This window comes from Wolbachia endosymbiont (group A) of Sicus ferrugineus, assembly GCF_947251515.1.
In the GTDB taxonomy this organism is placed as follows: Bacteria; Pseudomonadota; Alphaproteobacteria; order Rickettsiales; family Anaplasmataceae; genus Wolbachia.
The window spans coordinates 465880-478507 of the sequence record NZ_OX366370.1 but is presented as its reverse complement, the minus strand read 5'-3'; the positions used below and the strand labels follow the sequence as shown (position 1 = coordinate 478507).

The 12628-nt window shown below is 34.1% G+C and carries 11 protein-coding genes and 4 pseudogenes; 5 read left to right on the top strand and 10 right to left on the bottom strand.

Features of this window, described 5'->3' with window-relative positions; translation table 11 throughout:
- Window positions 1-39 precede the first annotated feature (39 nt).
- Both OPR24_RS02430 and OPR24_RS02425 read left to right on the top strand, forming a co-directional pair.
- A complete protein-coding gene (locus OPR24_RS02430; RefSeq protein WP_265033754.1) occupies window positions 40-555 on the top strand; it encodes a gamma carbonic anhydrase family protein in 516 nt (171 codons plus the stop codon).
- 10 nt (window positions 556-565) lie between these two features.
- A pseudogene (locus tag OPR24_RS02425) lies at window positions 566-774 on the top strand (IS256 family transposase); the annotation flags it as partial.
- Window positions 775-860: 86 nt separating this feature from the next.
- On the opposite strand, the gene trpS reads toward OPR24_RS02425, so the two are convergent.
- The 5 genes from trpS to OPR24_RS02400 all read right to left on the bottom strand — a co-directional run bounded on the left by trpS (window position 861) and on the right by OPR24_RS02400 (window position 5858).
- A complete protein-coding gene (gene trpS, locus OPR24_RS02420) occupies window positions 861-1859 on the bottom strand; it encodes a tryptophan--tRNA ligase (RefSeq protein WP_265033751.1) in 999 nt (332 codons plus the stop codon).
- Window positions 1860-1876: 17 nt separating this feature from the next.
- Complete coding sequence (locus tag OPR24_RS02415) at window positions 1877-2428, bottom strand: nucleotide exchange factor GrpE (protein ID WP_265033750.1); 552 nt, start codon at window positions 2426-2428, stop codon at window positions 1877-1879.
- Window positions 2429-2489: 61 nt separating this feature from the next.
- On the bottom strand, window positions 2490-3476 hold the full coding sequence (locus OPR24_RS02410) for a polyprenyl synthetase family protein (protein WP_265033747.1): 987 nt from the start codon (window positions 3474-3476) through the stop codon (window positions 2490-2492).
- Window positions 3477-3487: 11 nt separating this feature from the next.
- Window positions 3488-3808 (bottom strand): 30S ribosomal protein S16, encoded by a 321-nt coding sequence (rpsP, locus tag OPR24_RS02405; RefSeq protein WP_006279266.1) that lies wholly within the window; start codon window positions 3806-3808, stop codon window positions 3488-3490.
- A 241-nt stretch (window positions 3809-4049) separates the two neighbouring features.
- Window positions 4050-5858, bottom strand: coding sequence for a peptidylprolyl isomerase (locus tag OPR24_RS02400; protein WP_265033746.1), 1809 nt, complete (start codon window positions 5856-5858; stop codon window positions 4050-4052).
- Between the two features lie 337 nt (window positions 5859-6195).
- Here OPR24_RS02400 and OPR24_RS02395 point away from each other — a divergent pair, with 337 nt between their 5' ends.
- Both OPR24_RS02395 and rho read left to right on the top strand, forming a co-directional pair.
- Window positions 6196-6804 carry a cell cycle transcriptional regulator TrcR gene (locus tag OPR24_RS02395; protein WP_265033745.1) on the top strand — a complete coding sequence of 203 codons (609 nt, stop codon included), beginning with the start codon at window positions 6196-6198 and terminating at the stop codon, window positions 6802-6804.
- A 192-nt stretch (window positions 6805-6996) separates the two neighbouring features.
- A complete protein-coding gene (rho, locus tag OPR24_RS02390) occupies window positions 6997-8400 on the top strand; it encodes a transcription termination factor Rho (RefSeq protein WP_265033744.1) in 1404 nt (467 codons plus the stop codon).
- 129 nt (window positions 8401-8529) lie between these two features.
- Here rho and OPR24_RS02385 read toward each other — a convergent pair.
- Window positions 8530-8682: pseudogene (locus OPR24_RS02385) on the bottom strand (IS4 family transposase); the annotation flags it as partial.
- A 48-nt stretch (window positions 8683-8730) separates the two neighbouring features.
- A pseudogene (locus OPR24_RS02380) lies at window positions 8731-9742 on the bottom strand (IS630 family transposase).
- 76 nt (window positions 9743-9818) lie between these two features.
- Between OPR24_RS02380 and OPR24_RS02375 the strand changes: the two are divergent.
- Entirely contained in the window at window positions 9819-10172 is a 354-nt protein-coding gene (locus tag OPR24_RS02375; RefSeq protein WP_265033742.1) for an IS4 family transposase, read from the top strand.
- A gap of 150 nt (window positions 10173-10322) precedes the next feature.
- On the opposite strand, the pseudogene OPR24_RS02370 reads toward OPR24_RS02375, so the two are convergent.
- The 3 genes and pseudogenes from OPR24_RS02370 to bcp form a co-directional block, all read right to left on the bottom strand.
- Window positions 10323-10670, bottom strand: a pseudogene (locus OPR24_RS02370) (IS110 family transposase); the annotation flags it as partial.
- A gap of 309 nt (window positions 10671-10979) precedes the next feature.
- The gene (gene recF / locus OPR24_RS02365) at window positions 10980-12059 is read right to left on the bottom strand and encodes a DNA replication/repair protein RecF (protein ID WP_265033740.1); all 1080 of its coding nucleotides are present in this window, start codon (window positions 12057-12059) and stop codon (window positions 10980-10982) included.
- Between the two features lie 16 nt (window positions 12060-12075).
- Window positions 12076-12543: a thioredoxin-dependent thiol peroxidase gene (bcp, locus tag OPR24_RS02360; RefSeq protein ID WP_265033974.1), complete on the bottom strand. Its 468-nt coding sequence runs from the start codon at window positions 12541-12543 to the stop codon at window positions 12076-12078.
- Window positions 12544-12628 lie beyond the last annotated feature (85 nt).

The following is a 12628-nucleotide window of genomic DNA, read 5'->3' as shown; positions in this document are numbered from 1 at the left end:
TTATTTTGATTAACATATGCATAAGACTTTGGGCTTAATATGTATCACATTTTAAAATACAAAGATTATGAACCAAAAATAGACGAAAGTGCTTTCATCGCAGGTGGTTCGCATATCATAGGCAAGGTTGAAATAGGAAGAGATGCAAGCATCTGGTTTAATTGTGTGGTCAGAGGGGACGTTGGATCAATAAAAATAGGTAATGGAACAAATATTCAAGATGGAACGGTAATTCATGTGGGTAGAAACCCAGGTGGTGACACAATTATTGGCAGCATGGTAACAGTGGGACATTTTTGTATGTTGCATGCATGCACGGTGCATGATAAAGCGTTTATTGGTATGGGCTCTACCGTGATGGACCATGCAGTTGTGGAGTCTGAAGCTATGGTAGCTGCTGGCTCACTAGTGGCACATGGAAAAGTAATAAAAAGTGGGGAAATATGGGCTGGTAGGCCAGCAAAATTCTTCAAAAAAATGTCAAATGAAGAAATTAAACATATTACACAATCAGCACAAAATTATATTATGCTAATGAAAGAATATAAAAATTAAAGTTCGCGTGAGGCTAATTTATACTACCAACCCTATTGAGGGACTGCATAGACAGATTAGAAAATTCACTAAAACTAAGTGCTCATTTACTAGCTTGTACAAACAGGTATATTGTGCTATAAAAAAGGCAGAGCAAAATTGGACTATCCTAATTAGGCTTTAACTATATCTCAACTTGATATTTTCTTTCCTGGTAGATTGAAAATTGAGTTGAGTTAAAAATGCGGTTTGACACACCTTTTTGAACATTCCCTTATTGCCTGTTTTTACAATTTTGAATTGATTCCTTAGGTTATGCAAGAGGTCTATTGAGCAAATCCAATAATATCCTTGATTTCTTTTATATTATGGGTTGCAATTTCTGCTGCTTTCTTTGTACCTTTTTTTAATATTTCATGTAAATGGAATTGGTCTTTTAAAAGATCATTCATCCCCTCACGTATGGGTGACATAACACTGATAATTAAATCAGCTAACTCTTTTTTGAAGTGTTTCATGTCATGTTTGTTCACTTCTTCACACACTTTTTCCACATTTAAATTACTAAGCACTGAATAAATGTTTATCAAATTGCTTATTTCTGGTCGGCACTCTAAAGTAGCAAAATCAAAGCCTAGAATTGAATCTGTTTTTGCTTTTTCTATTTTTTTAACAATTAAGTCATCTGTATCATCAAGGTTAATGCACGAATGTTCTGAAGGGTCAGATTTACTCATCTTGCTTGTACCATCTCTTAAGCTCATTATTCTTGATGTGCAATCCAAAGTTAAGATTTCAGGTACGATGAAATAATCCAGTTTATAATGATTGTTAAAAGCTGATGCAATATCACGTGCAAGCTCCAAATGCTGTTTTTGATCATCACCAACAGGAACGTATTTAGTTTGATACAACAATATATCTGCAGCCATAAGTACTGGATAACTATATAATCCAAGAGAGGCTTTTTGTTTATCGCAGCCAGCTTTATCTTTAAATTGAGTCATGCGATTAAGCCAACCAATTGGTGTATAGCACCCAAGCAGCCAGCCCAGTTCTGCATGACCACTAACCGTGGACTGATTAAAAATAATGGACTTTTCTGGATCTATTCCACATGCAATATAAGCTGCTGCTGTTTTGAAAATATTACTTTTTAATTCACTTGAGGGAAGCTTATTTGCTGTGATTGCATGTAGGTCGACAATACAAAAAAGAGATTTGTATTTATCCTGTAAGTCTATCCACTGTTTGATTGCACCAAGATAATTACCTAAATGTAGTACGCCACTTGGCTGGATACCTGAAAAGACAATACTTGTCATTATACATTTACCTCATGCTAATCGCTTCCACAATCAGCAGATTTCTTAGAAAGAATAACCATTGCAGGACGGAGCAACCTATTTTTGATAGTATAACCAGTTTGTAGTACTTCTACAATGGTGCCAGGCTCTTTTTCATTGTCTTCTCTTTCCACAACAGCTTGGTGTAAATTACTATCAAAAAGCTCACCAAGTGGATCTACTTCCTCTATTCCATGTTTTTTTAGATCATTTATAATTTTTTGATAAGCTACTTTAATCCCCTCATGAACAGGATCACCGTCTTTCAAAATTTCCATTACTTTTTTTAAATTGTCGCACGAGTCGATCATATCACGTGCAAATTTTGTGACTGCATAGTCACTTGCATCGCTAATTTGCTTTTGCATTATACGTTTGACGTTTTCATTATCTGCAACAGCACGGCGTAAATGATCTTCAAGCTGAGCTGCACGTTCTTTTAATGTATTGAGATCTTCATTTAAATCATCATTTTGTTGATCGTTACCTTTCTGCCTATTTACCATATCGGCAAATTCCCTCTTTTTTTCTTTACTGCTGTCTGACATATCACTATCCTTAAGAATCTAATAAATATATAACAATTAATCTGAAAATATCAAGCGCCAGCTACATTCGTCTTTCTATGCTCGCATTTAAAAAGTCAATTAAAGTAGTTTTATAAAAAGAATCAGAAAAAGTACTAATATCATTTTGTGCCATATTAATGTAGTGTCTAGCTTTTTCCATAGAAAGCTGAATGGCATTATGGTGATTAATATAGTGTAATGCTTGGTCAAAATTGTGTCTAGCTGAAGAAAAGCATTTTTCCCAGAATTTTTGCTCTGCTGGACTGCCCTTTTCGTATGCTATAATAGCAGGTAAGGTGACTTTACCTTCAAAAAAGTCTTTTCCGACTTGTTTTCCAGAAGTGCCTTGATTAGCAGTATAATCGAGCATATCATCAACTATTTGAAATGCCATACCAAAATTAAAACCAAAATTCTTTAGCCTCTCTGTTTCGTCATTTGTTGCACCAGATACTGTAGATGCAGCTTCACAGCATGCAGAAAATAAAGATGCTGTCTTTTCTCCAATGATATCAAAATAATTTTCCCTGACTGTGTGGGGGTCAAAACGTGTTGTCATCTGCTTTATTTCACCCTTCACAAGTAAATGCGATGCTTTAGATAAAATAGAGAGAATATTTAAATTTCCACACTCTATAAGCCATCTAAATGCTAGAGTCAACAATAGATCACCAACTAAAATGCTTGATTTATTTCCCCAAATCTTATTCGCTGTTTTAACTCCATGGCGTGCCTCACTTTCATCGAGCACATCATCATGAAGTAAAGTAGCATTGTGTATAAACTCTACCGATGCAGCAACGTTGATCCTATCCTCCCCAGAATAGTTTAGCATTTTACATATAATAAAAACTAGTTTAGGCCTTATTTTTTTTCCACCTGAACTAACAAGATGAGATATAATATCAGTAGCAAGCTTAGCACCTTCATCATTGACATTTTTGAAGATAAAGTCCTTCATAACTGATAAATCAGAAGATACGACATCGTCTAATTTACCATTATTTGTTAAATCAGTATTTAGCATTTTAAAGAGACTTATGCTTCTTGTCCCTGTGCTTTCTCGTTCTCTACTTTCTTCTTTTCTGTTTTCTTTGGTTCTGTTTCTAAAGTTACTATGCCTTTTTTAATGAACCATAGTACTCTTTCAGTTGCTTGCGCGCCTACGCTTAGCCAATGTTTTAATCTATCAGCCTTCACCACAACACGATTTTTATTGTCTTTTGGTAACATTGGATCATATTGTCCTATTTTCTCAATAAAACGCCCATCTCTTGGTGCTCGTGAATCAGCTACAACTATCCTATAAAAAGGGCGTTTCTTTGCGCCAAACCTTGCCAACCTTATTTTAACTGCCATGTTAACCTTTATTCATATATTAGTCACAATTTTATACAATGAGCCGTTTTAAGTCAAATGAATTATACAACTTTTGCACCTTATAATATAATTACCAATAATGTAAGGTGTCATTCCAGCACCGGGCACTGGAATCTAGTTTGCATCATGCAGCCACTTAGTAAGTTTCTGGGTCCAAGTTCGGAGCACTGGATGCGTTTGAGGTAAAACAGGTTCTTATAAGGATTTAATTCTTATCTGGCTATATATCATCAAGTATAGCGTGATTAACTTCGACTTTATACTTTGATTCCAGATAGCTAATTAATTGCTCTTTTAGCGATATCATTACACGTTTTCCGGTGTCAAGCGTGTTTAATTTACCATTTGATGAATGCATTTCTTTTAGAACACCTATTATAATTTCATTATTGTATTGAATAGGGTCTGTCACTGAACCAGTTGTTTTCATATTGAAAATCTCTTCTACAAAAGAAAAGGGGTAGTTTTGTTGATCCACTTCATTGCGGTGCATCTGCTGACCTTTAACTAATTCCACACCTTGAATTTCTTCCAAATCTGTTTTTTCTCTTAGTTGAACTGCAACCTCTTGCCCAATTTTAAACATTCTTTCTTTTATAAACTCACTACACCAAAGCTCTACCGCTAATGCCCTGCCTTCTTCAAAACTTTGCAATTTGGGTGGAACGATATCAATGATTTTTACACTAACAACAGCGTCCCCAACGCCCTTGAAATAACCTTTATGATCCTTTTCTCGCGAAAAAATGAAAGAAATCAAATCACTAGAATCTCCTACGTTATTACCGCTTTGATCTTTTCCACTCGCATCTACTGGACCAATAGTTTGTATAGGTAAATTATATTCACTCAATATTTCTTCAATTTCTGAACCATTGTATATCTTATAGTTCACTTGGTTTATGAAATCATTGACTCTTTCAAAAGACTTTTGGTTAGTTAGAACTGACTTTATGTCTTTTTTTAAATCAACTAAGTCTTCATCAGAGATTTGATGCGCACTTTCCACTTTTATTATATGCCAACCAAAACTGCTTGCTAAAACTTCACTTACTTCACCTACTTTGAGAGCAAATACCTTTTCCCTCACGTCTTCTGGTAAAAAATCCTTAGTTATATTATTTACTCTAGTTTCCTCAAGTTTTGCTTTGCCAAACTCTCCTACTATCTGTTCAAAGCTTGTTTTACCCTCCTCAAATGCTCTTCTTGCTGTCTCAGCTTCTTCTTTGGTAGAAAATATTACATTGAATACATCTCTTTGATCTTTTAGTTCCTGTTGTTCTATTATACCATCAACTTCTTCATCTGAGATCTTGATTTGATCTTCAAAATACTTTTGGCCTAGGGAAATATATTGCGCAGTTCGATACTCAGGATAATAAAAATGGGATTTATTTCTTTCGTACAAATCAAGTAAGGTTTGATCATCTGGTTCAGGAATGTTTGTAACTGCATCTTCAGTTATCTTAACAATATCAACTACTCTAGTTTGGTAGCGACTGTTGTAAATCTGCTCATCAATTTTCTCGCCAAAAGTTACCGGATAATTATCTTTAAATAACGAAGTCATAAACATCATTGCAGGCAGGATTTTCTCTAGCTTTGCTATATACTCGTTTTCTGTTATATGCAGGCTATTTAGCGTTTCATGGAACTTATTTTTGTCAAATTCGCCTTTATCATTTTGAAAGTATTTGGTATTTTTAATATGGTTTTTTATAGACTCTTCTCCAACTGTCAACCCCAGCTCACTAATTAGGTTAAACAATAGTTTTTGCTCTATAAGTGTGTTAAGCAAATCATATTTCAGCTTTTTTACTTGTTCTCTACTCGCATCAGATCCATAAATTTGTTTTCCATAATTTTGATATAGCGACTTATACTCATCTGACGTTATAACTTCTTTTCCAACCCTAGCTACCTCTTCTTTTTCATCATCACCTGATAAAAGGTTGCCAATTCCCATGAAGACTAATAAGCAAGCTAAAAGGACAACGGTTACTTTAGTGAAAAAATTTTTAACATTCATTTTAAACTCAGTTAATTAATGGTTAATTATAGAATAGTGATAATTTAATTCTTGTAAACCTGTTGCTTTATTAGCCAATATATATAATATTACAATATATTAACTTAAAATTTAACTCTTTTCTTAAATAGAAACATATGTTTGACTGAGTTATACTATACCTTAAGAAGGGAAAATATTTTTTTGAATCGTTTGAAGTATGCTTAAACGTAAGCGCATTTAATTAACTTAAGAGGTGGAAAGTGACAAACAAAAAGTCATTGAATGACAAAATTAATGCTTTTTTAGTTTTAATAGCTTATATTTTAGCTCTGTATAACAGTAAGGGATACTTTGAATGGGAGATGCTTTTTTGATGTCAATGGAATCTTCTAAGGGCAATAACGATAGAAATAAACAGTTTCTAATGCAAATAGCTGCTTGGTTAGTAGACAACACTGGTTTAACTTTTAATCAAATAGCACAATGCTGTAGGTTGGACCTTGAAGAAGTACAAGACATAGCTGATGAGGAAATAGAAGTTGAAAAATATAACCCTATTATTTCTGGGATAATTACTGAAAAAGAAATCGATGATTGCAAAAAAAATTCAAACCGTGTACCAAATTTGATTATAAAAAATATAAAAAAAAGGAGTAAAGCGATTGGTAGCATTCTTGGCTTTGCCTCTACGGCAAGGCGTAGAGATAAACCTGATGCGATTTATTATTTAGTAAAAAAATTTCCTATCTTGGATAATAACGTTATAGCTAAATTAATTAGTACAACAAATTACACAGTTGAGCAGGTAAGAGATGGATCTCATCATAACATGCAAAATATAAAACCCCAAGATCCTGTACTACTTGGCTTATGTAGTCAAGAAAATTTAGAAGCAGAAGTGGAAAAAGCAAAAGTAGAAGAAGAGAAGCAAGAAAGGTTAAAAAATATAAAGAATAGCTATTGAAAATCCTCAAATTTTTGTGCTTTGTTAACATTAAATTAACTTGACTTGCTAAAGTTTATTAGTATAATGTAAGTAAAGTACGGGGTTTAATAATAATTAAGCTTAATAAGCACTAAAACTAGCTCAGCCTAATTTATTATCTTATAGTCACATTTTAGGTTAGTAAGCATCAATTAAAATTTTTGGAGGATTATGACAACAATCAATGAAGATGTTTTGGCAAAAGGAAAGGTTACAGCTCAACCTGAAAAAAGTGAGCAAATTCACAATAACGATACAGTAAAACAGATGGTCAATGAAGGTACTGAGAAAAACAGAAAAACATTAGATCTGAGCGAATTAAAAGAGAAAACAGCAGAAGAATTGTTAGAGTTAGCTGAAGAAAGAAAAATTTCAACTAACGGTAAAAGCAATGGTAGAATGCTAAAGCAGGAAATGATATTCAGTTTAATGAAGAAAATGAGCGAAGAAGGAGGCATAACCACAGGGAGTGGAATAGTGGAAATATTGCCTGATGGTTTCGGTTTCTTACGTTCAGCAAGTGCAAATTATGCTCCAAGTACCGATGATGTTTATATTTCTAACGGGCAAATAAAGAAGTTTAATTTACGCACAGGAGATATGGCATGTGGAGAAATAAGGCCACCTGGTGATAAAGAAAGATATTTTACTTTAACTAAGGTTCAAAGTATAAACTCTACTGAAGTCAGTGAATTAAGAAAGTACGTCCATTTTGATAATTTGCTTCCTCTTTATCCTGAGGAAAGCATAGTACTTGAGTGTAATAGTGGTGATGATAAAAAAGGCTTAAGCATGCGTGCTATAGATATAGTAGCTCCTCTTGGAAAAGGGCAAAGAGCGTTAGTAGTTGCTCCACCTCGCACAGGAAAAACTGTATTGCTTCAGCAAATGGCTAACTCTATAGCTATAAATCACCCTGAAATAGAATTAATAGTGTTACTTATAGATGAAAGGCCTGAAGAAGTAACAGATATGATACGTTCTGTAAAAGGTGAGGTAGTAAGTTCTACGTTTGATGAGCCTGCTTACCGTCACGTACAGCTTGCTGAAATAGTAATAGAGAAAGCTAAAAGAATGGTTGAGCATAAAAAAGATGTGGTAATTCTACTTGACAATATTACTAGACTTGCACGTGCTTATAATGCTGTTATTCCTTCGTCTGGAAAAGTTCTAACTGGTGGTGTAGATTCAAACGCACTGCAGAGACCAAAACGCTTTTTTGGAGCAGCTCGTAATATTGAGAATGGGGGTTCTTTAACTATAATCGCCACAGCTCTTATAGAGACTGGCTCAAAAATGGATGAAGTTATTTTTGAAGAGTTTAAAGGTACAGGAAATGCTGAGATCATACTTGATAAAAAACTTTCTGATAAACGTATATTTCCAGCTATTGATATTACAAAATCCGGAACAAGGAAGGAAGAGCTATTAGTTGATAAGGCTATACTAAATAAAATATGGGTGTTGCGTAGAATACTCAATCCTATGGGACCTGTTGAAGCAATGGAATTTTTACGTGACAAACTACTTTTAACAAAGAGCAATGCTGACTTTTTTAACTCCATGAATCACTAAAAGTAAGCCAGTTATGATGGATATGCTGAGCAAAAAGTAAAAGATTTTATCGCTTTTATAGTTAAAATAATTGTATCCGTTCAGGCAATGGCGAACTTAGGGAGCGTTAAATAAACTATACGCGTCAAGTTAAGAAGCAAAGGTAAGAAAATTCAATGAACTTAAGGTGGATACTCTAGTCTTTCTATATCTGTCTTTCACAGAAAATTGTGACCAGTTTGTGGTAAGTTTTTTCAGGAAAATTCTCAAATTATTAATTTTGCTGCTTAACGCTAAAAACAAGTAACCGTTCACGGATTGTGAGAATGAATAAAGAACTAATACCAATTCTCATTGTTGGTCAGTCAAATAGGAGAAATTGCAGAGTTGTTTAATTGTGGAGCTGGCAAGAGAAGTAATAAATTTGCACAAAGCACCCTAAAGCAGAGCAATTGTATCGTATATTTTATTGCGCAAAATGTTCTGTTTTATATATAACCAAAGCCTCTCAACAAGATTTAGCTCAGGTGAATATGTAGGTAGGTATATAATGTCGATATTTTTAGGTACCTTTAAATTTTTTGACCTATGCCAACTAGCACAGTCCATAACGAGAAAAGCCTCTCGTGTTTCTAGATATTGCGACATCTGCTCAAGAAATATGTTCATGCAATCAGTGTTGACATTTGGTGCAAATAAGCTAGAACTCTCTCCATTTCTAGGATTAACCGCACTATAGAGATAGAAATTTTGCCTAACTAATTTTGTTTTAACCTGTGTTCTAATCCCCTTTTTAAACCACCCATGTCCAACCTTTGAATGTGTGCCAAACCTTGATTCATCAAAGAAAAATAGCTCTTTTTCTGGATACTTGCTAATAGCTCCATTGAGATTTTTTTTTGAATTCCTCTTGTTTGCTTTTATCTTGTCCATTATGAACTGGTCTGGGTGTAATATATGAGAATTTCATCTTTTGCATATAGCGGTGTACTGTAGATTTGCTGATATTTAATCCGAACTTTTCCTGGATTCTTATTCTCATTTCTTTAATGGTAATATTAGGATTTTCTTCTATCCACTCTTCAATTTGCCGTAGTTGATCCTGATTTAATTTAGTTTTTCTACGCCGTTGTGGAGGAGTAAACAGTTTTTCTTTTCTGCCAAATTTCAAGAGTTTTACCCACGAAGTTAGTGCGCTTCTTGAAATGCAATATATTTTTGCTACAGCCGCTATACTGTGCTTTTTTGCTGCAATTACAGCATTTAGTTTTTTTGAAACATATGCATTGTTCCTTACTTTCTTCAGCATTTCTTTTGCTGATTCTACTACTTTTTCATCCAATAATTTTGATCTTAATGCCATTTATACCTCGCTACTTCACTTACTTTAGTATGGCTTTTTTTCCATTATTGTCTATCCGTTCTTTGTATAGTGGGAATTGGTATTAGCTACAAAAGAAAGATTACAGAAGTTAATTGCTATAAAAAGTATAATCGCGTTTAAAATTTTATATTTGACAAAAGTGGCTTTATCAAATCCCATGGAAATTTGTACTAAAATTTTAAGCAACGAAGAGTGGAAGGTCCTTTACATGCGTGAGTATCGGGTAGCAACATTACCCGAAGAACCTCCAAACATAAAACAAGCTATTATTTGGTTAGGAAAATTGGGTGGATTTATGAATAGAAAAAGTGATAATTTACCAGGGTCTATGACTCTATGTCGGGGCTATGAAAACCTTAAGGAGAGCATAGTTATGCTTCACATAATGACCTCTCAAAATTGTGGGTAAAAGTGAGATCTAAATCCGATAGAGCATTGTTGGCACACCATCAAAAGTCGCCTCAGACCTCTAATGCATCAATGTACAGACTTACAACTTTTAGTTGGTAATACCATTTTAGACGTTTATCATTCGTTTTAGAAAATACTATAACTGCTAACATTGTTTGCTTTTATGCCTTGCCTCAGGCAACATATCTTTGCTTAGAAAGAAAGCAATAGCTCTTGCATCATGCTTGTCTGTTTTGTGTATAGAGCGACGCACAACTTCAAACTGTCCGGGAGCGACTATTACCACACGCTTAACGCAAGGTGAAACTGCATCATAAAAGAAACAGCTATTGCCTGTTGCTTCTATAGCCACTTTATCTGTTTCTTGAAGATTTTCGATAAAATTATCCAAGTCTTTTAAGCAAAACGTTTGAATATACTCTGGCTTCCCTTCTTGCAGATAACAAGCAGTAAAGCTATTAGTATAACTCCAATGTGACGCATTTTTTCCTCCAATTGCATATTTCAATATATCAGAGTACCGGTTGTTCCAAACTCCTATACGAGGTCATCACATTTTGTGAGCCTCGCCGGTGGCAGGGGTGGTTAATCTGGTTCACGAGGTCTTCTTCCTACACTCCATGTAAGAGCAGAAAGTGCCTAAAAAGAAGTACCAACCTGCCACCTATCCACTCTGAAAAGTTATCATCTTCTCTTGCTTTCAACCAAGCAATACTTATTCATATCATCTGGGTAAGGTCACAGTCATATAATAAAAGACCAAGGACGTAAGTATTTCTTTCCTTTTGCAGAAGAATATTGTCACTTATTTACTTAACAATTCAAAAAACTTGAAAGAATAAAGATAGCTATTGAAATTATCTTGATTTACATCAGTTATCCAAGTTTGACATTGAATACTTAACACTTCCTCTATTAACGCCTTTCTGTAATGTTTATCTAGATGAGACATTATATCATCAAGTAGAAGAAGTGGTGCCTTATTGTAATGAATACACCTTGCTTTTACACTGGATAAAATAATAGAAAGCAGTAATAACTTTTGTTCTCCAGTGGAGCACAGATTTATTGGTACGTTTCTTTTTTGACAAAAAACCCGAAAATTATCGTTATGCACACCAAGGGTTACTCTACCAGTCAATGAATCTTTTTCTCTGTTTTCCTTTAGACGATTCTGAAAATATTCTGCAGTATCGTCCAAAGTTAGCTGGCTGCTGAATTTCAAACTTGCCTTCGGAAAAAGCTTACTGGAATGGTTATCAATTGTATCTTGTAATATTTTTAAAACAGACGATCGCATATGTAAAATACTAACTGCATTAACGGCCATTATGTTTTCAAGACTAGAGAACCAGTTTTTGTTCAAAATGTTCTCCCTCAATAGTTTACTTCGCTCATGTTTAGCTTTTCTATATTTCATGTAGCAGCAAGTGTAATTTTCTTCAAACAGTGAAACTATACGGTCTAAAAATTTCAATCTGTCACTTGGAGAATTAAGAAGAACATAGTCCATTTGTGGAATCAGCCATATTACATTGGATACCTTATACAGAGATGAATAACTTGATTGCGTTTTTCCATCAATTTGTATTAGTTTCTTATCAAAACTCTTTGCGATACCAATTGAATTAAAATCCGTTCCATTAAAAAAATCATAGTGCACTACCCAATCTTCATTACTGAATCTATTTTGTATCTCACTGGCTTTTGCTTTTTTCATTCCATTGCTTTTAGCAAGCAACGAGATTGCTTCAAGTATATTAGTTTTACCAATACCATTTTCGCCAGTTATTACAACTGAGCTATCATCTGAATCCAGTTCAAAGTTTGAGTGGCTACGAAAATTATGTAATTTCAGCTTTTTTATGTAGCAATGGGTAGCCATTAACCTATTCTTTAGTTTACATTCTCCTTACTTCTTCCAAAACCTCATCAACATGCCCACTAACTTTTACATTTTTCCAGATCTTCACTACTTTACCTTTTTTATCTATTAAAAAAGTAGTGCGCTCTATTCCCATATACTTTTTGCCAAACATACTTTTCTCTACCCAAACATCATATTTTTCCAACATTTCAGCATTCTCATCAGAAACTAAGGAAAATGGCAGAGAATATTTTGCTTTGAAGTTAGCGTGGCGCTTAACACTATCTTTTGATACACCAATTATCACTGTGTCAAGGGAAGAAAAATCATCTATTTTATCTCTAAAGCCTTTTGCCTCCATCCTACAACCCGGAGTATCGTCTTTAGGATAAAAATAAAGAACTACATTTTTTTTATCAAAAAATTCACTCAATGATAAATTTTCACCAGAATCTGTTGGTAAGCTAAAATCAGGTGCATTATTTCCTACTGCTAATTCCATACCTTGCTCCATTAATAACACTTTTATGGTATTATAGTAATATGGTGCATTATTTCCTACTGCTAATTCCATACCTCGCTCCATT